This is a genomic window from Streptomyces violaceorubidus (genome assembly GCF_000717995.1).
GTDB lineage: Bacteria > Actinomycetota > Actinomycetes > Streptomycetales > Streptomycetaceae > Streptomyces > Streptomyces violaceorubidus.
Genome location: NZ_JODM01000009.1, coordinates 16,841 through 39,201, shown reverse-complemented (window position 1 = coordinate 39,201; position 22,361 = coordinate 16,841). Strand labels below are relative to the sequence as shown.

Sequence of the window (22,361 nt, the reverse complement as noted above, 5' to 3'; positions counted from 1 at the left end):
CGGCCGTCGGGCCCCGGCCGTCGGACCCGGCCCCCGCATCAGGCCCGTTCGGCGTCCTCGGTCGTACGTCCCAGGCAGGTGACGTCCGCCGGGTCGAGGCCCGCCGCCGCGATCTCGTGGAAGCCCAGACGGTCGTAGAAAACCCTGGCCGGGGTGTTGGCCGTCGCCATGACCAGGTGGACGGCCGGGACACCGCGTCCGCGCAGCGCCCCCCAGAAGGTCCGCATCAGGGCCCGGCCGTGCCCCTGTCCCTGCCAGTCGGGCAGCAGGTCGATGTGCAGATGGGCGGGGTACGCGGCCAGTTCGGGGATGATCATGCGCTCCGGGTCGTGCAGCAGCCCGGCCATGACCTCGTCCGGGGTGCCGGGCGGACCCTGCGGGGCCGGGTACCGGTCGGCGACCCGCGGCAGCCACTTGGCCCGGAACTCCTCGGCGAAGCGCACGGTGTCCGCGGTACCGAGGATGTAGCCGACCGCTCGGCCCCGTCCGTCGTCCAGCACGAAGGCCAGGTCGGGGTCCAGGTGGACGTAGGGGGCGACGAAGATGGCCGGCAGGACGGCGGGGTCGGCGTACACGGGGCGGCTGTCCCGCCCATTGTGGGCGGTCCGGACGCAGATCTCGTCGAGGGCCGGGGCGTCGGCCGGGCGGTAGGGACGTACGGAGGCAGTCGCTGTCACCGCAGCATCCTCGCCGTTTGGGAGCGCTCCCACAAGTGGTCCGCTTCGATCGGTGACGTCCGGGTACCCGACGGCCCGCGGGATGACGGAGACCGGCGGCAGGTCGCCGGAAGGAAGGTCGGCGGGAGGCCGCGATGGAGGATGCGACGGACCGGATCGCGCGGCCGTGGGGCGCGCGGGCGCCCTACGGACGGCACGGGACCTGGCCGGCCCGGGTGGACACGTTCCTCGCGGACGGGGTGGAGCCCGGCGCGGTGCAGCGGTGGGTGCAGTCCGCGTCCATCCTGCACTCGGACGGCGACGCCATGGACATCGCGGTGGCCGACGGCCGCATGGTGGGCGTGCGGGGCCGGGAGGTGGACCGGGTCAACCGGGGGCGGCTGGGCCCCAAGGACCTGTTCGGCTGGCAGGCCAACGCCTCCCGTGACCGGCTGACCCGGCCGCTGGTACGGCGCGACGGGCGGTTGACGGAGACGGACTGGGACACGGCGCTGGACCTGGTGGCCGCCCGCTCGCGCGAACTGCTGGACGCGCGCGGACCGGGCTCGATCGGCTTCTACACCAGCGGTCAGCTGTTCCTGGAGGAGTACTACACGCTCGCGGTGCTGGCCCGGGCCGGCATCGGCACCAACCACCTCGACGGCAACACCCGGCTGTGCACCGCCACCGCCGCGGAGGCGCTGAAGGAGACCTTCGGCTGCGACGGGCAGCCGGGCAGCTACGACGACTTCGACCACGCCGACGTGGTCGCGCTGTTCGGCCACAACATCGCCGAGACCCAGCCCGTGCAGTGGATGCGGCTCCTCGACCGCCTGGCGGGCGCCGACCCGCCGCGGCTGCTGTGCGTGGACCCGCGCCCCACCCGGGTCGCCGAACACGCCGCCGTGCACCTCGCGCCCCGCGGCGGCACCAACGTCGCCCTGCTCAACGCCCTGCTGCGGGAGACGATCCGGCACGAGTGGATCGACCGGGACTTCATCGCCGCGCACACCGTCGGCTTCGACGAACTGGCCGCCCGGGTCGCCGACTGCACGCCCGAGTGGGCCGCGGAGATCTGCGACGTCCCCGCCGCCCGGATCGAGGAGGCGGCCGAACTCGTCGGCACCACCGACGCGTTGGTCTCCACGGTCCTCCAGGGCGTCTACCAGTCCCACCAGGCCACCGCCGCCGCCGTACAGGTCAACAACCTGCACCTGATCCGCGGCATGCTGGGCCGCCCCGGCGCCGGCCTCCTGCAGATGAACGGCCAGCCCACCGCCCAGAACACCCGCGAGTGCGGGGCCGACGGGGACCTGCCGGGCTTCCGCAACTGGCAGAACGACGCCCATGTCGCCGACCTCGCCCGGGTGTGGAACGTCGAGCCGGAGACCATCCCCCACTTCGCGCCGCCGACCCACGCGATGCAGATCTTCCGCTACGCCGAGCAGGGCTCGCTGCGGATGCTGTGGATCAGCGGCACCAACCCCGCCGTCTCGATGCCGGAACTGCCGCGCATCCGCTCGATCCTGGGCCAGGACAGGCTGTTCACCGTCGTACAGGACCTGTTCCTGACGGAGACGGCGCAGCTCGCCGACGTGGTGCTGCCCGCCGCGACCTGGGGCGAGAAGACCGGCACGCTCACCAACGCGGACCGCACCGTGCACCTGTCCTGCAAGGCGGTGGAACCGCCCGGCGAGGCCAGGCCCGACCTGGACATCTTCCTGGACTACGCGCGGCGCATGGACTTCCGGGACAAGGACGGCGGACCGCTGGTCACCTGGGACGACCCGGAGTCGGCGTTCGAGGCGTGGAAACGGTGCAGCGCGGGCCGCCCCTGCGACTACACCGGACTGTCCTACGCCAGGCTGCGCGACGCCGGCGGCATCCAGTGGCCCTGCGACGACCGGGCCCCCGAGGGCACCGCCCGGCTCTACACGGAGGGCATCGCCTGGGCCCACCCCGACAGGTGCGAGAGCTACGGCAAGGACCTGGAGACCGGCGCCTCGCAGGAGGTCGTGGAGTACCGCTCCCTCAACCCCGAGGGCAGGGCGATGCTCAAGGCCGCCGCCTACCTGCCGCCGCACGAGGAGCCGGACGAGGAGTACCCGTTCCAGCTGACGACGGGGCGGACGCTCTACCACTTCCACACCCGGACGAAGACCGGACGCGCGCCCCAGCTCGACGACGCCGCCCCCGACGTGTGGGTGGAGGTCTCCGCCGGGGACGTGCAGCGGCTCGGTCTCGGCGAGGGCGACCTGGTCGAGGTCACCAGCAGGCGCGGTTCGCTGCGCGGACGGCTGCGGGTGAGCGGCATCCGGAGCGGGCTGCTGTTCGTGCCGTTCCACTACGGCTACTGGGACACCGGTGGCGGGTCGGGTCCCGGCCCGGACACTCCCGGGCGGGCCGCCAACGAGAGCACCGTCACCGACTGGGACCCGGTCTCCAAGCAGCCGCTGTTCAAGACGGCCACGGCCGCGCTCACCCTCGTGGAACGCGGGGACGGCCGGCCCTCCCCGGCACCGACCACCACCGCGTCGGCACCGGTCGACGCCGGCGCCGTCCCGCCCACCTCGGGCGGACCGGCGGCGCGCACGACGCGCCGGGAACCCACCGGCTCCCCGCACCAGCCCGAGGAAGGTGCCCGGTGAACGGCATCACGCTGACCCTGCGCACGCTGCACCGCGGTGAGCGGCGCCTGGCCCACGACCTGGTGACCGTCGCCGAGCGGCACCGCACCGAGCACGAGGTCCACCACGTCGCCACCGACCTCTCCCGCTGGTCGCGCGAGCACGTCCGACTGCTCGCCGAGACCGCCGCGGAGCACGGGGTGCGGCTGGGCGAGGCGCCGGACCACTCCTCGGACGGCGTCTTCGCGACCCTGCGCGAGAAGGCGTCCGAGGCGGTCGCGCACCGGCCGGAGCCGGGCCTGCTCCTCCTGCGCGACCTGCGGGAGCTGCATGTCGCCGCGGCGGAGAACTCGCTGCACTGGGAGATGCTGGCCCAGGCCGCCCAGGCGTCGAGGGACAGCGGACTGCTGACGCTCGCCTCCTCCTGCCACCCTCGGACACTGCGCCAGATGCGCTGGACCAACACCATGATCAAGAACTTGTCGCCGCAGATCCTCACCAGCCTCTGAGCTGCGTCTTCCCGGCGCGGCGCGGTGCCCGCGAGCGCCCGTGCTCCACCGGACGCCGAATGGCGGGGGCGGGCCGGGGCACCTGATGATCCCAGTGGGGCACCACCCCGCCGGTGTTCCCGTCGGCACCCCCTCCAAGAGAGCGAGACAGCGTCATGAGTCTTCTGCGTCTGGCCGGCCGGCCGATGCTCGCCTCGATGTTCGTCGCGGGCGGTCTGCAGTCTCTGCGCAGGCCCCAGGACGTGGCACCGGCGGCCGAGCCGATCGTGCGGCCGGTCACCGACCGCGTGCCGGTCCTGCCGGACAGCACCGAGCAGCTCGTACGGCTCAACGGCGCCGTGCACGTGGTGGGCGGCGTCATGCTCGGGCTCGGCCGGTGTCCGCGGCTGGCCGCGCTGGCCCTCGCGGTGACGCTGGTCCCCACCACACTGGCGGCCCACCGGTACTGGGAGGCGGCGGACGCCTCCGACCGCACCCAGCAGCGCATCCACTTCCTCAAGAACCTGTCCATGATGGGCGGGCTGCTGATCGCGGCCGACGACACGGGCAGCGCGCCCTCGTTGCTGTGGCGCGGCCGGCACGCCGCCCGGGACCTGCGGCACGACGCGCACCTGGTGCACCGCTCGGTGCGGGCCGCGGCCGGCCCCGCGGCCCGGGCCGGCGGTGTCCGGGCCAGGCTGGGAGTCTGACCGGGCGTCGACCGCCTCTCGCGGGGGACCCGACGCCGTGGCGGTCGGACCCGCGACCGCCACGACCCTCTTGGAGGTGGACCGTGGGACACGGAGGAAACGTCATCGACGAGCTGACGACCGATCACCGTGAGGTCGAGGAGCTCTTCGGCAGGATCGAGGCACTGCCGCCCGGTCACAAGGACCGCAAGCTGTACGCCGACCGGGCCACGATCGAGCTGATCCGGCACTCGGTGGCGGAGGAGGCGTATCTCTACCCGGCGGTTCGTGAGCACGTGGCCGGCGGGGGCGCTCTCGCCGACAAGGAGCTGGCGGACCACGCCCAGGCCGAACGGATCATGAAGGACCTGGAGGGCCGGGCGGCGGACGACGCCGAGTTCGACCGGTTGATCGGCATGCTGATGAGCGAGATCCGTGAGCACGTCGCCGACGAGGAGGGCAACCTGTTCCCGCGGCTGCGCGAGGCGTGTCCCGCGCGGGCCCTGGACGAGCTGGGGGACAAGGTCCGTCAGGCCAAGAAGACGGCGCCGACCCGGCCGCACCCGTCGGCCCCCGACAAGCCCCCGGCGAACAAGCTCCTGGCCCCCGGAGCGGGCATGGTCGACCGGGTCCGGGACGCGCTGTCGGGGCGGGGCAAGTCCGGCTGAGGGACTCCGTCGGCACCACCTGCGGGGCCCGGGCGGTGTTCCGGGCCCCGCGGGCGATGCGTCGGGCACCCGCGCAGGGGATGCGCCGGGCGCGCGGGTGGTGTGCCGGGCACCCGCACGTGATGCGCCGGGCGCGCGGGAGGTGCGCCGGGCACGCGGGAGGTGGGCCGGCCGCGCGGGAGGTGGGCCGGGCGGCGCGGGCCCTCACGCACACCACTCCTCCCCCGCCCGCCCGTCCGTCGTCTGCCCGCCCGGCGTCTGCCCGCCCGGTGCCGGAAAGGGCTCGCGCCGTCCGCGGAAGGCGGCGACGGTGCGTTCCAGGCCGTCCTGCCAGGTCACGCTGGGCAGCCAGCCGAAGATCTCGCGGGCGAAGCCGGTGACCGGGCGGGGCGGGACGCTTCCCTCCTCCGGGTCCCGCACGAACACCAGCGGCGAGTCGGAACCGGTCAGCTCGATCACCAGGCGGGCGATCTCCGCGACCGTTGGCTCCTCGTCGCCGCCGATGTCCACGGGCCGCACCGACCGCCCGGCCGCGACCAGCAGGACGCCGTCGACCATGTCGTCGACGTAGCACAGCGGGTGCCTCCCGCCCCCGTCCCCGGGGACGGTGACCGGCCGGCCGGCCAGCGCCTGCTCGATGAGGGCGGCCGGTGTCCCCCCGCCGTCCGCCCGCATGCCGGGACCGTATCCCGCGAACAGCCGGACGATCCCGGCGTTCGAGCCGTGGGCGCCCGCGTGCGCGGCGACCAGGGCCTCGGCGAACCGGACGGCCTCGGCGCAGGCACGGTGCGGGCCGACCGGGTCGGCGTCGTCCGGGGCGTGGCCGCGGGGGCGGGGGCCCACCGGGGGCGAGGAGGCGAGCAGGAACCTGGCACCGTCCCGTCCGGCGACGGCCAGTGCGGTACGCGTGCCCAGGCTGCCCGCGTCGAGGGCCTCCACGGGCCGGTCCGGCCGGGCGCCCGGGGACGCGGGTCCCGCAAGGTGCAGGACGAGGTCGTAGGGGCCGCTCAGCGCGTCCGCGCCGCCGGGTCGGGAGATGTCCCGTTCCAGGAAGCGGAAGCCGGGGCGGCCCGCCAGATGGGCCACCTTCTCGGCCCGCCCCGTGGAGAGGTTGTCCAGGCAGTCCACCTCGGCCCCCGCGTCGAGCAGCCGGGTGCACAGGTGGGAGCCGAGGAATCCGGCCCCGCCGGTCACCAGGACACGGTCCCAGGGCGCGCGCGACTCCCCCCGGGGACTGAACGCCGCCATCGGCATCATGAGGACGACCTTTCTGCCTCGCAGCGCTGAACAGCGGGCCCCGAGTGCCCCACCGAGGCGCTCACATGCTCCGACGCCCGCCGCCGGGACCACGCACCGTGACGACGGTCACGGCCGGCGGACCCTGGGCCCGTCCGCGAAGTGCTGTGATCAAGCACACTCGCGCCGTCAAGTGCGCCGCGGTCGAGGGCGGTTGCCCCGGCCGGGCCGGCGGCGGGGGTGCTGACGGGCGACGACTGGCCGGTCCGTTCTGTCACGATGGTCGGCGCCCCAGCCGGATCGGTGGAACGGCCGCGCAGCGCAGCCGGCCTCCTGGTTCCCCTCCGTTTCCCCTCCGGGTCGCACGACCCGCCTTCGAGTGGCGCACTGTGTCTTCTTCCTCCCTCTCCGCCCCGCCGCCCCCTGCCGCCCCGCCGTCCAAGCCGTCCGAGTCGTCAGAGTCGTCAGAGTTGTCCGATTCGACGAGCCGCTCGCCGTGGCGGTCCCTGAGACACCGCAGCATGCGCTGGTGGTCGGTCGCGAACTTCGTGTCGAACGCCGGTACGTGGATGCAGCTCACCGTGCAGAACCTGCTGGTCCTGCAGATCACCGGCTCCGCCGCGGCGACGGGTCTGTCGATGTCCGTCCAGGCCGCGCCCGCGCTGCTGATCAGTGTGTTCGGCGGCGCGGCCGTCGACCGCTGGCCGCGCAAGCTGACCGCCGCGGTCAGCCAGGCGCTGCTCGGAGCGGTCGCCTTCGTGACCGCGCTCATGGTGGCGCTCGACCGGCTCGACGTGGCCACCCTGATGGTGCTGGCCGCCGTCACCGGCGTGATCGCCACGGTCGACGGCCCGGCGTGTTCCCTGCTGGGCAACGACCTCGTCCCGCGCGAGGACGTGCCCTCCGCGATCGGGGTGGGCGCCCTGGTGCACCAGGCGGGCCGGCTCGCGGGTGCCGCGCTCGCCGGTGTGACGGTCGGTTTCCTCGGCACGGCCGCCGCGTACGCCGCCAACGGGCTGTCGTTCCTGTTCGTGGCCTCGGTCATCCCCTTCCTGCGCCCGGCCCCGGGGGCGGTCCGGCACACGGGGGCGGCCGAGGACCCCGGCACGAAGGACACCATGAGCGTGCGCGAGGGGCTGGCCTTCTTCGCCCGCCGCCCCCGGCTGCTGGCCCTGGCCGGGGTCACCGGGGTCAGCGCGGTCTTCGGGCGCAACTACCAGCTGACCCTGGCCGTGCTGGTCACCGGGCCGCTGGCGGGCGGCGCGGGTTCCTTCGGCACCGTCTCCACAGTGCTGGCGGTCGGCGGCATCGTCGGCGCCGTCCTCGGTGCCCGGCTGCGCCGCCCCTCGGTGCGGGTGGTGGGCGCGCTGGCGGCGGCGGGCGGGCTGTTGCAGGTGGTGGCGGGGCTGTCGCCGTCGCTGGCCGTCCTGCTGGTGATGGTGCTGCCGATGGCCGTGGTGGAGTCCGTCTCCGACACCGCCGGAACGGCGGTGCTCCAGACCGACCCGCCCGCGCACCTGCGGGGCCGGGTGCTCGGGGTGTGGGGCAGCATCGGCACGGTGTGGGGCCTGGGCGGGCCGCCCGCGCTGGGCCTCCTGATGGAGCTGGCCGGTGCCCGCGGCGCCCTGATCGCGGGCGGGCTGATCATCGCCGGCACGATCGGCGCGGGCCACCTCCTGCGCGAGCGCCGGGCGACGGTGGCGAGGGTGTCCCCGGTGGCGACCCTGGAGACGGCTGCCTGAGGGCCCCCTCCGCCCGCGCGGGCGGACGCGGACCGGCGGACGCGGACCGACGAGCACGGACCGACGGACGGGCACCGCCGGACGCGCACCACCGGATGCGGACCGACGAGCGCGCACCGCCGGACGCGCACCGACGAGCACGGACCGACGGACGCGCACCGGCGGACGCGCACCACCGGACGCGCACCACCGGACGCGGACCGACGAGCGCGCACAGACGAGCGCGGGCCGGTCCCGGCGACGCTCAGGCGACGAGGGCCTGCCCCGGGCCCAGTCGGGCCACGAGCCCGGCGTGGTGCAGGGCGGCGACGGGGGCGACGAGGTCCGGGTGGCGCAGCAGGGCCGCCGCCCGGCGGTCGGTGTCGTCGGGCGCGAGCAGGCGGCGGAACTCCGCCGGTGTCCCGGCCGAGGGGCCGCCGTCGGCCAGCGCGGCCACGGCCGGTCCGGCGAGCGCCGGGTCGGTCAGCAGGCAGGCCGCCCAGCTGGCGACGACCTCGTCCACCCAGGTCCGCCAGACGTCCGCGTCCGGGTCTGCGGACGCCGCGCCGCCGGCGCCGGTGGCCCGGTCGAGCCGGGCGGAGCCGCCGGGGCCCGTCACGCCCAGCAGCGCCACGTCCATCGGGGTGGGGTAGCGCAGCCGGGCCGCGACCGTGACGGCCTGGCGGGCCTGCACCTCGCACAGGGCGTCGGACAGGGCGCCGCCGGACGCCGGGTAGGCGCGGGTGAGCCACTGCGCGGTCGCCGCGATGACGGGGGAGAGATCTGTGTGCACTGCCGGGCCGTCCGAACTGCTCGTCGTGGGGAACTCGGGGTCCGTGGAAACGGTAGCCCGCGGCGCGTCGCGCGGGACACGGCCCGGTCCTCGGCTTGGGCGTGGCGTCGGCCACAGCACGCCCCCCGGGCCCCGTCCGCGCCCGGGGATGCGACCCTTGAGCGCGTTCGCCGATCACCGGGTTCCCGCCCGGCTCACCGGTGTGGAGGAGAAGTCCTGAGTACCACCGTCCTCTCCGAGGCCGTGCCCGTCGTCCTGCTGCTGGGTGTCCTGGCCTTCGCGGTGCTGCGCCCGAGGGGGCTGCCGGAGGCGGTGGCCGCCGTGCCCGCCGCCGTGCTGGTGGTGGCGCTCGGCATGGTGTCCCCGCACCGGGCGTGGGAGCAGACCCGTACGCTGCTGCCGGTCGTCGTCTTCCTCGCGCTGGTGCTGACGCTGGCGTACCTGTGCGCCAAGGAGGGACTGTTCGAGGCCGTCGGCGCGGCCGTGGCCCGGCGGTGCGGCGGCAGCCCGCGGCGGCTGCTGGCCGGGGTGTTCGCCGTGGCCTGCGCGGTGACGGCCGTGCTCAGTCTGGACGCCACCGCGGTCCTGCTCACCCCCGTGGTCCTGGCCACCGCGTCCCGGGCCGGTGCTCGGGCCCGCCCGCACGTGTACGCGACGGCGCACCTGGCGAACTCCGCCTCGCTGCTGCTGCCGGTCTCCAACCTGACCAACCTGCTGGCGTTCACGGCCAGTGGGCTGACCTTCACCCGGTTCGCGGCGCTGATGGCGCTGCCCTGGCTGGCGGCGATCGCCGTCGAGTACGCCGTCTTCCGCCGTTTCTTCCGCGCGGACCTGGCCGAGCCGGCGTCGGTGGTCCCCGCGCGCGTCGACCCGGCACCCGTCGACCGCGGGCGCGCCGGGTCCTCGAACGTGCGGGGGCCGGGCGCTGCCGCCGGTGACGGGCCCGCCCGGGCGGCAGCGCCGCCCGCGCCGTCCGTGCCGCGTTTCACCGTGGTCGTCGTGGCCCTGACCCTGGCCGGATTCGCCGTGGCCTCGCCGGCCGGGGTGGACCCCGCGTGGGCGGCGCTCGGCGGTGTGCTGGTGCTCGGGGTGCGGGCGCTGGCCCGGCGCCATGTCGCGCCCCGGGAGCTGGTGGGCGCCGCCGCGCCGCTGTTCTGCCTGTTCGTCCTGGCCCTGGGCATCGTGGTGCAGGGCGTGGTGGCGGGCGCGCCGGCGACCGGGCTGGGGCGGCTGCTGCCGGACGGGGACTCGCTGCCGGCGCTGCTCGGGGTGGCGGCCCTCGCCGCGGTGCTGGCCAACCTGGTCAACAACCTGCCGGCCGTACTCGCCCTGCTCCCGCTGGCCTCGCCGGGCGGGCCGGCCCCGGTCCTCGCCGTACTGATCGGGGTGAACCTGGGCCCCAACCTGACCTATGTCGGTTCGCTGGCGACCCTGCTGTGGCGGCGCATCCTGCACCGGCACGGCATCGAGGTGGAGCTGGGCCGGTTCACCGTGCTGGGGCTGCTCACCGTGCCGGCCGCGGTCGCCGCCTCGACGGTGGCCCTGTGGGGGTCGCTGCGCCTCATCGGTGCCTGACGCCCGGGGCGCCGCCGGGTGCCGGAGGTCCGCTCACTGGGTCGCCACGACGAGGCAGCGCCTCAGTTCCGCCAGGGCCCCGGGATCGCCCTCGACGGTCACACCGCGGTCCCCTTCGGCGCCCGCCCGGTTCCAGAGCGAGCGCAGCACGTCTTGCGGGGAGCCGCTCAGCGTCGCGTCGGCCGTACCGTCGCCCACGCCGTCCGTGACGGTGAACTCCCCCGGACCGGTCCGCACCCGCCAGGCCGCGTCGTCGCCGGCCCGCACCAGGACCGTGCGGCCCGGTGAGCCGTCCAGGATCCCGGCGAAGTAGTCGCCCCACTCGGCCACGGCGTACGCGGCGAAGACCTTGAGCAGTTCGTCGACGCCGTCCACCGCGAGGTCGTCCGGTACGGCGGTGACGGGCCGTCCGGTGGCCAGTTCGGCGTCGATGCGGTGGACGACCGTCTCCTGGGCCATCCGCCGGATCCAGAAGCCGACGCTCTGGTCGGGGCCGTACCAGGTACCGGCGGGGTCCTCGGGGGCGCGGGTGGCGAACTCGGCACGCAGCGCGGTGTAGCCCCGGTCGAGCAGTGCCGTCGGCGCCTCCTCGGCGAACTCCTTCGGCGGCCAGGGCTCGGGCTCGGCGCCGTCGCGCATGGCGGCGGTCTTGTGCAGGTAGACCTCGCCGACGTGACGGGTCAGGTCGGCGACCGTCCAGCCGGGGCAGGGCGGCACCGGGGCGTCGGCGTCGGCCTCGACGACGGTCCGCAGTCGGTCGTGGTCGGCCGCGAGGCATTCCAGGAAGCGGGAGAACTCCATGGCGTCGAGCCAAACACAGGTTCAGGTCGCGGGCACGGCGTTTCCCACGCCCGTCGCGTCCCGGCGCCCTCGCGCGCGGTCCGCGCTCACCACGCCGGGCTGGGGACCGCGGGGCGGCGGACGGCCTCGGCGGCGTCCCGCAGGTGCAGGGCGACGGTGATCAGGGCGCGCAGGGCGGAGGGGCGCAGGCTCTGGGCGCTCTCGGCGGCCAGCACCAGCAGACAGCCGGCGGCCTGTTCGACGACCGGTACGGAGAAGGCGAAGTCGTCCCCGTCGGCCCCGCGGAAGGCGCGCCACGGCGTGGCGGCACCGTCGATGGCCTTGTGCACCGCCTGTTCGAGGTGGTGCGCGGCCTGCTGGCACACGGAGGCGGGCAGGACGATGGTCCGGTGAAACGCTGAACTGGTCATAGTCCCATTGCTCCCCCGCGCCCCGGGGGTCCGATCGGCGCACCGCACGGATTTCACCGGGTCGGCGGCAGCCGCCCCACGACGTGACCACGCGCCCGGCGGCGGGACCCGACCGGCCGAGGCGGGTGTGCTTCCGACCGGCCGCGACGCGGACCCGACCCGGGTACGGCGACTCCGGCCCGCCGCGCCATCGCCCCGACCGGGACCGCCCCGCCCCCACCACGCCGCCCACCCGTCCGCCACCGCTCGCCGCCCTCCGCTGCGGCGTCGGGCTGCTGCGGGTGGGGTCGGGTCCTAGGCTCGGCGGTATGGGTTTCGCCGGCTCGTCCTCGCTTGTCGCGGCCCGGTTCACCGGGCGGGCGGTGACCGGTGAGCGTCCGTTGGCCGGAGGGCTCACCGAGGTCGCCCTCGACGACGGGCGCACCGTGGTGGTCAAGTTCGCGGACGACCCCGTTGCCGCGCGGGCCGAGGCCGCGGGGTTGCGCTGGCTGGCCGGGGCCGGGACGGTGCGGATCCCGGAGGTGCACGGCGTGGACGGGCGCGGGCTGGTCACGGAGCGGGTGGTGCGGGGACCGGCGAGTGCCGGGGCGGCGGTCCGGTTCGGGCGGGACCTGGCCGGGCTGCACTCCGCCGGGGCGCCGGCGTTCGGGGCCGCGCCGCCCGGCGGACCCGAGGAGGCGTACATCGGGCGGGCACCGATGCGCAACGTCAGCGGGGACGACTGGCCCCGCTGGTACGCCGCGCACCGCGTGCTGCCGTATCTGCGCCTCGCGGTCGACGCCGGCACCGTCCGGGCGGCCGAGGCGGCCGACGTCGAGCGCGTCTGCGAGCGGCTGCCCGACCTTGCCGGGCCCGCCGAGCGGCCGGCCCGGCTGCACGGGGACCTGTGGAGCGGCAACGTGCTGTGGGGCGCCGACGGGCACGTCCGCCTGATCGATCCGGCCGCGCACGGCGGGCACCGGGAGACCGACCTGGCGATGCTGCGCCTCTTCGGCTGCCCGTTTCCGGAGCGGATCCTGGCGGGCTACGAGGAGACCGCGCCGCTCGCCGACGGCTGGACCGACCGCGTGGGGGTGCACCAGCTCTTCCCGCTGCTCGTGCACGCCGTGCTGTTCGGCCGCGGCTACGCCGAGCAGGCGCTCGCGGCGGCCCATGCGGCGCTGCGGCACCTCGGGTGAGCCGGGTACGGCGCCGAGGACGCCGTATCCGTCCGGCACTCCCCCGCCCGGCGCCTGGTGTCCCAACGAGCCGCATGTCCCACCGGATCACATGCCCCACCGGGTCACATGTCTCACCGGGTCACATGTCTCACTGGGACATTGCGAGGTGTACGCTCAAAGGCATGACGGCGACGAAGCCCTCCCCCACCACCGAGGACCGGCGGCAGCGCAAGGCGCGGCAGACCCGCGACGCGCTGGCCACCGCCGCCCGCGACCTCATCCTGGAACGCGGGTCGGCGGCGACCACCGTGGAGGCGATCGCCGAGCGCGCGGACGTCACGCGCCGCACGTTCAGCCGGCACTTCGCCGGCAAGGAGGAGGCGGCGCTCGACTTCGTCCGCCGGGACGGCGACCGGATCAACGCGCTGCTGCGGTCCCGCCCCGCCGAGGAGCCCCCGCTGCTGGCCTATCGCAGGGCCGTGCGGGACTGGCTGACCGACCGGGAGGACCCGGCGTGGCACGTGCGGCCGCGGATGCGCCGCCTGCTGGCCCTGGCCGACACCGAGCCCGGACTCTTCGCCGCCTACCAGCGCATCCGGGTCGACGCCCAGGAGGAGTCGATCCGCATCGTCGCCGCCCGGCTCGGCAGCGACGACGCCCGGGACGTGCGCCCGGCCGCCGTCGTCGACGCCGCGGCCGGGGTCCTGATCGCCGCCCTGCGCCTGTGGGCACGCGGCGGCGAGCAGGACTCGGGAGCCGCAGACCTCGCCGCCCTCGTGGAGCGCGCCTACGACGCCCTGACCTCGGAGGCCGCGGCCGCGACCCCCGACAGCACCACCACCGAAGAGTGAGAACAGCACCATGAGCACCAACGCCACCACCCCCGCGCCCGCCACCGAGTTCGCCAAACGCGCCGCCCTCGTCACCGGCGCCGCCTCCGGCATCGGCCTGGCCACCGCCCGCCGGCTCGGCACCGGCGGCGCCCGGGTCGTCGTCGCCGACTACAACGCCGAGGGCGCCGAGAAGGCAGCCGCCGACCTGCGGGCCGCCGGCGTCGAGGCCGCCGCCGTCGAACTGGACGTCACCCGCCCGGAGTCCGTCGAGGCGGCCGTCGGCTTCACCGTCGACACGTACGGCTCGCTGGACCTGGCCGTCAACAACGCCGGCATCGGCGGCCCCAGCGCCCCGACCGGCGAGTACGACGTGGAGGCCTACCAGCGCGTCGTGCGCACCAACCTCGACGGCGTCTTCTACTCGATGCGCTACGAACTGCCCGCCATCGAGGCGGCCGGCAAGGGCGGCGCCATCGTCAACGTCGCCTCCATCCTCGGCTCGGTCGGCTTCGCCGGCTCCCCCGCCTACGTCGCGGCCAAGCACGGCGTGGTCGGGCTGACCAAGGCCGCCGCCGCCGAGTACGCCGCCCGGGGCATCCGGATCAACGCGGTCGGCCCGGGCTTCATCGACACCCCGCTGCTGAAGACCATGGACGAGGCCGCCTACAACGGCCTGGTCGCCCTGCACCCGGCCGGTCGCCTCGGACAGGCCGAGGAGGTCGCCGAGCTGATCGCCTTCCTGCTGTCGGACCGCGCGTCCTTCGTCGCCGGCAGCTACCACCTGGTCGACGGCGCCTACACCGCCGTCTGACCGGCGCCCAACCGCCCCGGGGGGAGAGAACAAAGGAGTTCGATCATGAAGGCACTGCAGTACCGCACCATCGGGGCCCCGCCCGAGGTCGTCACGGTCCCGGACCCGGAACCGGGTCCCGGCCAGGTGCTGTTGAAGGTGACCGCGGCCGGTGTCTGCCACTCCGACATCGCGGTGATGAGCTGGCCCGCCGAGGGCTTCCCGTACGAGCTGCCGCTCACCCTCGGCCACGAGGGCGTCGGCACCGTGGCCGCGCTCGGCGCCGGCGTCACCGGGCTCGCCGAGGGCGATGCGGTCGCCGTGTACGGGCCCTGGGGCTGCGGCACCTGCGCCAAGTGCGCGGAGGGCAAGGAGAACTACTGCCTGCGCGCCGACGAGCTGGGCATCCGCCCGCCGGGACTCGGGCGCCCCGGCTCCATGGCCGAGTACCTGCTCATCGACGACCCCCGGCACCTGGTCCCGCTGGACGGACTGGACCCGGTCGCGGCGGTGCCGCTCACCGACGCCGGACTGACGCCGTACCACGCGATCAAGCGGTCGCTGCCCAAGCTGGTCCCCGGGTCGACCGCGGTGGTCATCGGCACCGGTGGTCTCGGCCACGTCGCCATCCAGCTGCTGCGCGCCCTGTCGTCCGCCCGGGTGGTCGCCCTGGACGTCAGCGAGGAGAAGCTGCGCCTCGCCCGTGCGGTGGGCGCGCACGAGGCGGTGCTCTCCGACGCGAAGGCCGCGGACGCGGTGCGCGAGCTCACCGGGGGTCTCGGCGCCGAGGCCGTGTTCGACTTCGTCGGCGTGGCGCCCACGGTGAAGACCGCCGGTGCCGTCGCGGCCGTCGAGGGTGATGTCACCCTGGTCGGCATCGGCGGCGGGTCGCTGCCCGTCGGCTTCGGCATGCTGCCGTTCGAGGTGTCGGTCAACGCCCCCTACTGGGGCAGCCGCAGCGAGCTGATCGAGGTGCTGAACCTGGCCCGCTCGGGTGCCGTGTCGGTGCACACCGAGACGTACTCCCTGGACGACGCCCCGCTCGCCTACGAGCGCCTCCACGAGGGGAAGGTCAACGGCCGCGCGGTGATCCTGCCGCACGGCTGACGGAGCACAGGGGGGGCGCGACCGGTCCCCCGTTCCGGTCGTGCCCCCTGTCCCGTCGAACCTACGTGGACGGGTCCGCCGTTGTGAATCGTGCCGGTGCCCGCTGCCCGGCCCCGAGGACTCACTCGTGCACAGGTGAGTCCGGATGGCCCGTTTTCGTCCCGTGCAGGACCGGCTGGTCGAGGTCACCGGCCGCCAGGTGGGCCAGCACGACCTCGTACAGGTCGCTGCCGGCGGCCAGAAGCTGGCGTTCGAGGACGGGCTCGGCGCTGCGGACGTGCTCGCGGACGGTCTGGGCGTGCATGCCGAGTCTCTGGGCGGCGCGCTCGGCGTTGCCGCCCACCGCGATCCAGGTGCGCAGGCTGCGCCGCAGGGCCCGGCCGTCCTCGTCGAGGCGGCCGAGCAGGTCGACGGCCCAGGTGCGCAGCGCGGGCCCGGACAGCAGGTCGGTGAGCCCGGCGGCACGTACCGCCCGTGCTCCGGCGCCCGGCGGGGGTTCGGCGAGGCCCAGCTGGGCGTTCAGGGCCAGGTGGACGGCGGCCCGTACGGTCAGGTCGGCGAAGTCCGTGCGCAGCAGCGACTCGACCCGGTCCATGCGGGCCCGGACCGTGTTGCGGCTGACACCGAGGATCTTCGCCGTGTTGACGGCGGTGAACTCCAGGCCGAGCCGGGTGGTGGCGAGCAGTTCGGCGCGCGTGTGGTGCGACAGCCGGTCGAGCGGGCTCAGTACGCCGGCCGTCCAGTCGTGCAGCCGCGCCGGGTCCATCAGCCGCTCGGGGCGGGTCCGCTCGGCGTACAGGGCCGCCTGACGCGGGTGGAACCGGGCCACGGCCAGGGCGCTGACGGCCTGCCCGTAGGCGGCCGCGGTGCGGGCGAGGCCCTGCCGGGTGCTGCCGCCGACGAACACGCCGGGGCGGCTGCCGACCAGCGCGCGCAGCTCCGGTCCGGCCGTGTCGCGCGGGGCGAGCACGATGACGTGGCCGTCCACCGCCGGGCACCGCACGACGAGCGCCCGCTCGCCCGTCGCCGACAGGCACTCCTCGGCGAGGCGGTCCCGTTCGGCGGGGCTGCTCTCCACCACGTACACGCACGCGGTGTCGGTGTCGAGGAGTCCGGGCCAGAGTCCGGCGGCCACGCGGCGGGCGGAGACGGTGTCCTCCACCATCAGCAGTTGCAGGATGGCCAGGCGCAGGTCGGAGGTGGCCCGCCGCAGCCGGTGTCCGGCCGCGGTCGACTCGTGGCCGGCCAGCAGCAGCTCCAGCACCTGGGCGGCGTGCGTGACGATCTCGGAGACGCGCCGGTCGAAGGGCCGTACGCGGGCCACCGCGAGGACGGCGGCCGGCGCCGGGCGGGACCGTTCCACGCGCACCAGCCGCAGGTGGCGGCCCCGGTCCTCCAGCGCGGCGGAGGCGATCCGGCCCGAGGTGACGTCGGCGGCCAGGGCCTCGTCGAGCGGGAAGCGGGTCCCGGCCAGCAGTCGGCCGGTGGCGTCCTGCAAGGAGACGGTCGCCTGCGCGGTGCCCGCGAGCCAGGCCACGACCCGGTTCGGGTCGCGTCCGGCCGGCCGCAGGTGTTCGAGCAGTTCCTGTGCCCAGCCCGACTGCTCGTCGGCCCCGGATGTCCGCTGTCGTCCGCCGTCCTCTCGGCCCGTCACGTCGGCCTTCTCCTCGTCTCGCCTCGCCCCCCGGCCCAGGCCGGGGACGTTACCCCATGGTCCTGTGCGCGGCTCCCCTCCGGCGTCGGCGGCGGGCAGCGCGCCGGGCCTGTCGGGCGGGGCGGGCAGGCGGGCATAAGCTCGGTGAATGGCGAAGTACTTCGACGTGCACCCCGACAACCCCCAGCCGCGCAGCATCGCCCAGGTCGCCGACAGCGTCCGCTCCGGCGCGCTGATCGCGTATCCGACGGACTCCTGCTACGCGCTGGGCTGCCGGCTGGGCAGCCGCGACGGCATCGACCGGATCCGGTCGATCCGTCAGCTGGACAACCGGCACCATTTCACCCTCGTCTGCCAGGACTTCGCTCAGCTCGGGCAGTTCGTGCAGATCGACAACGACGTGTTCCGGGCGATCAAGGCGTCGACGCCCGGCAGTTACACCTTCATCCTGCCCGCGACGAGGGAGGTGCCGCGCGCGCTCCAGCACCCGAAGAAGAAGACCGTGGGCGTACGCATCCCCGACCACGTCGTCACCCAGGCCCTGCTCGCCGAGCTCGGTGAACCGCTGCTGTCCAGCACGCTGTTGCTGCCCGACGAGGAGGAGCCGCTGACCCAGGGCTGGGAGATCAAGGACCGGCTCGACCACGTGCTGGACGCGGTCGTCGACTCGGGGGACTGCGGCACCGAGCCGACCACGGTCGTCGACTTCTCCGGCGGCGAGGCGGAGATCGTGCGGCGGGGCGCGGGCGACACGGCCCGGTTCGAGTAGCAGACGTCCACCGGCCGAGCACCCGAGAGAGGCAGACCACACCCGATGACTCCCACCGTGGGAACCGACGTCGACATCCCCACCGGCGACGGCACCGCCGACGCCTACCTGACCCACCCCGCCGACGGCGGACCGTACCCGGCGGTCCTGCTGTACATGGACGCCTTCGGGCTGCGCCCGTCCCTGCGGGCGATGGCCGACCGGCTGGCCGGCGCCGGGTACACCGTCCTGGTGCCGAACGTCTTCTACCGCACCGGACGGGCGCCCGTCGTGGAGCTGCCCGGGTTCATCGACCCGGGGGCACGGCCGGAGATCTTCCGACGGCTCGGGCCGATCATGCGGTCGCTGACCCCCGACCGGGCGATGCTGGACGCCGACACCTATCTGCGCCGGCTGGCGGCGGCCGGGACCGCGGCCGACGGCCCGGTCGCGCTCGTCGGCTACTGCATGGGCGCGGGGCTCGCCCTGCGCACCGCCGGCGCCTTCGCGGACCGGGTCGCCGCGGTGGCCGGGTTCCACGGCGCGAACCTCGCCACGGACGGGCCGGCCAGTCCGCACCTGGTGGCCGGGGACATCACCGCCGAGGCGTACTTCGCCCACGCGGACCAGGACCCGGGCATGGACGCCGCGCAGCAGGAGCGCCTGGCGGCGGCCCTGACGGCGGCGGGTGTACGGCACCGCTGCGAGGTCTACGCCGGCGCCCACCACGGCTACACGCAGGCCGACACCGCGGCCTACGACCCACAGGCGGCCGAGCGGCACTGGGCGGCCCTGCTCGACCTCCTGAAGCGGGCCTTCTGACCCGGTTCGCCGCCATACGGCCACCGGTGGACGGGAGTTGGCGAGCCTCCCGCCCACCGGCCCCCGGTCGGGGCGTTGTTACCGTGCCCCGGTGTCCAACTCCTCACGCGATTCCGCCGAAGGCGCCGGCTGGGGCTCCGCCGAGCCCGGCGCCTACCGGGCGCTCATGCCCGCGCGCACCGAAAAGCTGTCCTGGCTGAACCCGAGTACCCTCTGGGCCGCCCGCAACGGCGTGCTGGCCTCCTGGTTCGGCGACCCGACGGGCGAGACCCGCTCCCGCTGGGTGGCCCAGCGCGCGGCGGCCGGGGCGCCGGCCGACAAGGTGATCCGGCGCGACGACCCCGACCGGTTCTCCTTCCTCGTCATCGGCGACACGGGAGAGGGCGACGATCCCCAGTACGCCGTCGTGCCGGGGCTGTTGAGGGCGGGCCGGGACACCCGGTTCGCCGTCCTCGCCAGCGACGTGATCTACCCGGTGGGCAGTGCCGACGACTACGGCACGAAGTTCTTCCGCCCCTACCGCGATTACCCGGCGCCCATATACGCGATACCGGGCAACCACGACTGGTACGAGGACCTCGGCGCGTTCATGCGCGTCTTCTGCGACGACGCCCCGCCCCTGCCGCCGGGACCCCCACCGCGCCGGTTCAGCCCCGCGTGGCTGCGGTCCCTGTTGTGGCACCGGCCGCGTCCGGAGGACGGCCGGCACCTGGACGAGGCGCGCAAGCTGCGCCCGGCACCCGCCCAGCAGGCCGAACAGCCCGGACCGTACTGGGCCGTCGACGCCGGTCCGGTCAGGATCGTCGGCATCGACACGGGGCTGCTGGGCACCGTCGACGCCGAGCAGGGCGCCTGGCTGCGCGAGGTGTCGGCGGGAGACCGGCCGAAGATCCTGGTCACCGGCTCGCCCCTGTACGTGGACGGCGCGTACCACCCGTGCGCCATCGAGGGCGGCGGCACGGTCGACGACATCGTGCGCGACCCGGCCCACCACTACGTCGCGGCGATCGGCGGCGACATCCACAACTACCAGCGCTACCCGGTCGACGTCGCCGGCCGCACCGTGCAGTACGTCGTGGCGGGCGGCGGGGGCGCGTTCATGCACGCCACCCACACCATCCCGCGCGTCTCGGTGGCCGGTGTCACCGAGGACGACTTCCGCTCCTATCCGCTGCGCGGCGACTCGCTCGCCTTCTACAGCGCGCTGTACGGCCGCCGACTGCGGCTGCGCCGCTTCTTCACCCTGACGGAGGCCGAGGCGACGGCCGTGATCGCCGAGCGCCTCGGCATCCGCACCGGCCGCGCCCCGGGCGACGGAGCGCGGATCACCCTGCGCACCCGGATCGTGGCCGGGCTGCTCGGCACCGCGCGGCGGCCCGAGCGCCGCAAGCGGTTCCGGCTGCCCGTGCGCAAGATCTACACCTCGCTGTTCTCGCCGGGTTCGGCGACGTACAGCCCGCCCTTCTTCAAGTGCTTCCTGCGCCTGGACGTGACGCCGGAGGCGGTCAGGCTGCGCTGCTACGCCGCCACGGGCAACCGGGCGCAGGAGGAGGAGCCGCCGGTCGAGGACGAGGTGACGATCCCACTGGTGTGACCGGGGCGCGTCTCGCCGCTCGGCAATCCCGGCTCACCAGCGGCCCGCCTCGCTGCCGACCACCGGCTCCGACGGGGTGCCGTCGACGCCCACCGGCACCTCGCCGGTGAGCATCACCCGGTGCATGGTCCGGGGGTGGTCGAGGTGGGCGTGGTCGCCGGGAGCGAGGTGGATGGTGGCCCGGTTGTCCCAGAAGGCGACGCTGCCCGCTTCCCAGCGGAAGCGGACGGTGTACTCGGGGCGGGTGGCCTGCTCGAGAAGGAGTTCCAGGATCGCCGCGCTCTCGGGGCGGGAGAGCCCGGTGATCTGCTCGACGTAGTAGCCGTTGACGAACAGCACCCGCTCCCCCGTCTCCGGGTGGACGCGGACCAGGGGGTGCACCGTCGCGGTCTGGTGGTCCAGGAGGTGCCGGACGTAGGCGTCGTCGCCGGGCCGGGGCTGGTAGCCGACGCCGAGGCGGTGTTCGGCCCGCAGCGTGTCGACGAGGGCGCGCAGCGGGGCGGACAGTCCGGCGTAGGCGGCGGCGAGGTTCGCCCAGGTGGTGTCGCCGCCGTAGGGGGGCACCGTCTCGGCGCGCAGGATCGTCGCCGCGGGTGGGTCGACACGGGCGCCGTGGTCGCAGTGCCAGCCGCGCAGCAGCGTGTGGCGCCGGCGCCGCAGCCACTCCTCGTGCTCCATCCCGAACCGCCCGCCCAGCTCCAGCCGGTCGGCGGTCGTCTCCACCTCCGGGAAGCCGTCCGGCGACGCCTTGCCGCGCCGGGGCAGGACGACCGGTTCGCCGAAGAGGCGGGCGAACGCGACGTGTCCGGCGTGGTCGAGGCGCTGGTCGCGGAAGAACACCACCTTCCAGCGCAGGACCGCCGCCCGTACCGCGGCGACCTGTGCGCAGTCGAGGCCCGCCGCGAGGTCGACGCCGTGGATCTCGGCGCCGATGTGCCCGGCGACGGGTTCCACCTCGATTCCCGTCGTGCTGTCCGTTGCCGTGTCCCTGGCGCTGTCCGTCGTCATGCGGAGATCGTGGCAGAACCTCCGCCGCGCCGTCCGGTTGATCACCGGTCCGCGCGTGGGCGAGGCTGGAGGGGCGGCACACCGCCGCGCACAGTCGAGGGAAGGTCCCACGGTGATCAGCATCCCGGCGTACACACTCAACGACGGCACGACCCTCCCCGCCCTGGGGCTGGGCACCTGGCCGATGACGGACGACGAGGCCGAGCGGGCGGTCCGCGAGGCCCTCCGGGCGGGGTACCGCCTGATCGACACGGCGACGAACTACCGCAACGAGACCGGCGTCGGCCGCGGGGTCGCCTCCGCCGGTCTCCCCCGCGAGGAGATCGTCGTGACGACCAAGCTGCCCGGCCGGCACCACGGCTACGAGGAGACGCTCGCCTCCTTCGAGGAGTCCCGCGCCCGCCTCGGTGTGGAGTACGTCGACCTGTACCTGATCCACTGGCCGCTGCCGCGCGTGGACAAGTACGTCGACTCCTGGAAGGCCATGGTCAAGCTGCGCGAGGAGGGTCTCGTGCGTTCGGTGGGCGTCTCCAACTTCACGGCGGAGCACATCGAGCGGCTGGAGAAGGAGACGGGTGTCCTGCCGTCCGTGAACCAGATCGAGCTGCACCCGCTCTTCCCCCAGGACGAGCTGCGCGCCTTCCACGAGCGCAAGGGCATCCGCACCGAGAGCTGGAGCCCGCTGGGCCGGGGCAGCGACCTGCTGGACGACCCCGCCGTCGCCGCGGTCGCCGCGGCCCACGGTGTGACGCCGGCCCAGGCGGTCCTGCGCTGGCACACCCAGCTGGGCGCGGTGCCGATCCCGAAGTCCGCCGACCCGGCGCGGCAGCGGGCCAACCTGGACGTCTTCGGCTTCGAGCTGGACGCCGCCCAGATGCGCGCCGTGGCGGACCGCGCGCTCCGGCGGATCGGCGGCGACCCGGAGGCGCACGAGGAGTTCTGAGCGGGGTACCCGGTCCGGGCCGGCGGAATTCGGGCGTC

21 protein-coding genes are annotated in these 22,361 nt (G+C 74.9%); 14 read left to right on the top strand and 7 right to left on the bottom strand.

Features of this window, described 5'->3' with window-relative positions:
* Positions 1-38: 38 nt before the first annotated feature.
* The gene (locus tag IE94_RS0114325) at positions 39-677 is read right to left on the bottom strand and encodes a GNAT family N-acetyltransferase (RefSeq protein WP_030183417.1); all 639 of its coding nucleotides are present in this window, start codon (positions 675-677) and stop codon (positions 39-41) included.
* Positions 678-811: 134 nt separating this feature from the next.
* Here IE94_RS0114325 and IE94_RS0114320 point away from each other — a divergent pair, with 134 nt between their 5' ends.
* The 4 genes from IE94_RS0114320 (at position 812) to IE94_RS0114305 (ending at position 5,128) form a co-directional block, all read left to right on the top strand.
* Positions 812-3,304, top strand: a complete 2,493-nt coding sequence (locus tag IE94_RS0114320; RefSeq protein ID WP_030183416.1) for a molybdopterin oxidoreductase family protein — start codon at positions 812-814, stop codon at positions 3,302-3,304.
* Positions 3,301-3,792: a hypothetical protein gene (locus IE94_RS0114315; protein WP_030183415.1), complete on the top strand. Its 492-nt coding sequence runs from the start codon at positions 3,301-3,303 to the stop codon at positions 3,790-3,792. Before IE94_RS0114320 ends, IE94_RS0114315 begins: the two co-directional genes overlap by 4 nt.
* A gap of 155 nt (positions 3,793-3,947) precedes the next feature.
* Positions 3,948-4,481 (top strand): DoxX family protein, encoded by a 534-nt coding sequence (locus IE94_RS0114310; RefSeq protein ID WP_030183414.1) that lies wholly within the window; start codon positions 3,948-3,950, stop codon positions 4,479-4,481.
* Positions 4,482-4,564: 83 nt separating this feature from the next.
* The gene (locus IE94_RS0114305; RefSeq protein WP_030183412.1) at positions 4,565-5,128 is read left to right on the top strand and encodes a hemerythrin domain-containing protein; all 564 of its coding nucleotides are present in this window, start codon (positions 4,565-4,567) and stop codon (positions 5,126-5,128) included.
* A gap of 204 nt (positions 5,129-5,332) precedes the next feature.
* On the opposite strand, the gene IE94_RS0114300 is transcribed toward IE94_RS0114305, so the two are convergent.
* Positions 5,333-6,385 (bottom strand): NAD-dependent epimerase/dehydratase family protein, encoded by a 1,053-nt coding sequence (locus tag IE94_RS0114300; RefSeq protein WP_030183410.1) that lies wholly within the window; start codon positions 6,383-6,385, stop codon positions 5,333-5,335.
* A gap of 368 nt (positions 6,386-6,753) precedes the next feature.
* Here IE94_RS0114300 and IE94_RS0114295 point away from each other — a divergent pair, with 368 nt between their 5' ends.
* Positions 6,754-8,106: an MFS transporter gene (locus tag IE94_RS0114295; RefSeq protein ID WP_030183408.1), complete on the top strand. Its 1,353-nt coding sequence runs from the start codon at positions 6,754-6,756 to the stop codon at positions 8,104-8,106.
* A 244-nt stretch (positions 8,107-8,350) separates the two neighbouring features.
* Here the strand turns inward: IE94_RS0114295 and IE94_RS0114290 are convergent, their stop codons facing one another.
* Positions 8,351-8,878 (bottom strand): hypothetical protein, encoded by a 528-nt coding sequence (locus IE94_RS0114290; protein ID WP_030183405.1) that lies wholly within the window; start codon positions 8,876-8,878, stop codon positions 8,351-8,353.
* Between the two features lie 243 nt (positions 8,879-9,121).
* Here IE94_RS0114290 and IE94_RS0114285 point away from each other — a divergent pair, with 243 nt between their 5' ends.
* Positions 9,122-10,453 (top strand): SLC13 family permease, encoded by a 1,332-nt coding sequence (locus tag IE94_RS0114285; RefSeq protein ID WP_037922651.1) that lies wholly within the window; start codon positions 9,122-9,124, stop codon positions 10,451-10,453.
* A gap of 33 nt (positions 10,454-10,486) precedes the next feature.
* Here the strand turns inward: IE94_RS0114285 and IE94_RS0114280 are convergent, their stop codons facing one another.
* Together IE94_RS0114280 and IE94_RS0114275 are read right to left on the bottom strand one after the other, a co-directional pair.
* The gene (locus IE94_RS0114280; protein ID WP_030183400.1) at positions 10,487-11,254 is read right to left on the bottom strand and encodes a maleylpyruvate isomerase family mycothiol-dependent enzyme; all 768 of its coding nucleotides are present in this window, start codon (positions 11,252-11,254) and stop codon (positions 10,487-10,489) included.
* A gap of 86 nt (positions 11,255-11,340) precedes the next feature.
* On the bottom strand, positions 11,341-11,664 hold the full coding sequence (locus IE94_RS0114275; protein ID WP_030183399.1) for a hypothetical protein: 324 nt from the start codon (positions 11,662-11,664) through the stop codon (positions 11,341-11,343).
* A gap of 308 nt (positions 11,665-11,972) precedes the next feature.
* Here IE94_RS0114275 and IE94_RS0114270 point away from each other — a divergent pair, with 308 nt between their 5' ends.
* The 4 genes from IE94_RS0114270 (at position 11,973) to IE94_RS0114255 (ending at position 15,554) form a co-directional block, all read left to right on the top strand.
* Positions 11,973-12,842 (top strand): fructosamine kinase family protein, encoded by an 870-nt coding sequence (locus IE94_RS0114270; RefSeq protein ID WP_030183382.1) that lies wholly within the window; start codon positions 11,973-11,975, stop codon positions 12,840-12,842.
* Between the two features lie 164 nt (positions 12,843-13,006).
* Positions 13,007-13,675, top strand: a complete 669-nt coding sequence (locus IE94_RS0114265; RefSeq protein ID WP_030183379.1) for a TetR/AcrR family transcriptional regulator — start codon at positions 13,007-13,009, stop codon at positions 13,673-13,675.
* 10 nt (positions 13,676-13,685) lie between these two features.
* The gene (locus IE94_RS0114260) at positions 13,686-14,468 is read left to right on the top strand and encodes an SDR family NAD(P)-dependent oxidoreductase (RefSeq protein WP_030183376.1); all 783 of its coding nucleotides are present in this window, start codon (positions 13,686-13,688) and stop codon (positions 14,466-14,468) included.
* A 45-nt stretch (positions 14,469-14,513) separates the two neighbouring features.
* Entirely contained in the window at positions 14,514-15,554 is a 1,041-nt protein-coding gene (locus IE94_RS0114255; RefSeq protein WP_030183374.1) for an NAD(P)-dependent alcohol dehydrogenase, read from the top strand.
* Between the two features lie 121 nt (positions 15,555-15,675).
* Here IE94_RS0114255 and IE94_RS0114250 read toward each other — a convergent pair whose 3' ends face one another.
* On the bottom strand, positions 15,676-17,208 hold the full coding sequence (locus IE94_RS0114250; RefSeq protein ID WP_030183371.1) for a helix-turn-helix domain-containing protein: 1,533 nt from the start codon (positions 17,206-17,208) through the stop codon (positions 15,676-15,678).
* Between the two features lie 148 nt (positions 17,209-17,356).
* On the opposite strand from IE94_RS0114250, the gene IE94_RS0114245 reads away from it, so the two are divergent.
* The 3 genes from IE94_RS0114245 to IE94_RS0114235 all read left to right on the top strand — a co-directional run bounded on the left by IE94_RS0114245 (position 17,357) and on the right by IE94_RS0114235 (position 20,372).
* Entirely contained in the window at positions 17,357-17,977 is a 621-nt protein-coding gene (locus IE94_RS0114245; protein ID WP_030183370.1) for an L-threonylcarbamoyladenylate synthase, read from the top strand.
* Between the two features lie 45 nt (positions 17,978-18,022).
* Positions 18,023-18,778, top strand: coding sequence for a dienelactone hydrolase family protein (locus IE94_RS0114240; protein ID WP_030183367.1), 756 nt, complete (start codon positions 18,023-18,025; stop codon positions 18,776-18,778).
* Positions 18,779-18,869: 91 nt separating this feature from the next.
* Positions 18,870-20,372, top strand: coding sequence for a metallophosphoesterase family protein (locus IE94_RS0114235; protein WP_030183365.1), 1,503 nt, complete (start codon positions 18,870-18,872; stop codon positions 20,370-20,372).
* Between the two features lie 33 nt (positions 20,373-20,405).
* Here IE94_RS0114235 and IE94_RS0114230 read toward each other — a convergent pair whose 3' ends face one another.
* Positions 20,406-21,380 carry a TauD/TfdA dioxygenase family protein gene (locus IE94_RS0114230; protein WP_030183362.1) on the bottom strand — a complete coding sequence of 325 codons (975 nt, stop codon included), beginning with the start codon at positions 21,378-21,380 and terminating at the stop codon, positions 20,406-20,408.
* A 112-nt stretch (positions 21,381-21,492) separates the two neighbouring features.
* Here IE94_RS0114230 and IE94_RS0114225 point away from each other — a divergent pair, with 112 nt between their 5' ends.
* Positions 21,493-22,323, top strand: a complete 831-nt coding sequence (locus IE94_RS0114225) for an aldo/keto reductase (RefSeq protein ID WP_030183360.1) — start codon at positions 21,493-21,495, stop codon at positions 22,321-22,323.
* The last annotated feature ends 38 nt before the right edge of the window (positions 22,324-22,361 follow it).

Excerpts from the sequence above, each read along its gene's own strand:
- IE94_RS0114320 (WP_030183416.1), top strand. The coding sequence starts at position 812 with ATGGAGGATGCGACGGACCGGATCGCGCGGCCGTGGGGCGCGCGGGCG.
- IE94_RS0114310 (WP_030183414.1), top strand. The coding sequence starts at position 3,948 with ATGAGTCTTCTGCGTCTGGCCGGCCGGCCGATGCTCGCCTCGATGTTC.
- IE94_RS0114300 (WP_030183410.1), bottom strand. The coding sequence starts at position 6,385 with ATGATGCCGATGGCGGCGTTCAGTCCCCGGGGGGAGTCGCGCGCGCCC.
- IE94_RS0114280 (WP_030183400.1), bottom strand. The coding sequence starts at position 11,254 with ATGGAGTTCTCCCGCTTCCTGGAATGCCTCGCGGCCGACCACGACCGA.
- IE94_RS0114275 (WP_030183399.1), bottom strand. The coding sequence starts at position 11,664 with ATGACCAGTTCAGCGTTTCACCGGACCATCGTCCTGCCCGCCTCCGTG.
- IE94_RS0114270 (WP_030183382.1), top strand. The coding sequence starts at position 11,973 with ATGGGTTTCGCCGGCTCGTCCTCGCTTGTCGCGGCCCGGTTCACCGGG.
- IE94_RS0114265 (WP_030183379.1), top strand. The coding sequence starts at position 13,007 with ATGACGGCGACGAAGCCCTCCCCCACCACCGAGGACCGGCGGCAGCGC.
- IE94_RS0114260 (WP_030183376.1), top strand. The coding sequence starts at position 13,686 with ATGAGCACCAACGCCACCACCCCCGCGCCCGCCACCGAGTTCGCCAAA.
- IE94_RS0114255 (WP_030183374.1), top strand. The coding sequence starts at position 14,514 with ATGAAGGCACTGCAGTACCGCACCATCGGGGCCCCGCCCGAGGTCGTC.
- IE94_RS0114245 (WP_030183370.1), top strand. The coding sequence starts at position 17,357 with ATGGCGAAGTACTTCGACGTGCACCCCGACAACCCCCAGCCGCGCAGC.
- IE94_RS0114240 (WP_030183367.1), top strand. The coding sequence starts at position 18,023 with ATGACTCCCACCGTGGGAACCGACGTCGACATCCCCACCGGCGACGGC.
- IE94_RS0114230 (WP_030183362.1), bottom strand. The coding sequence starts at position 21,380 with ATGACGACGGACAGCGCCAGGGACACGGCAACGGACAGCACGACGGGA.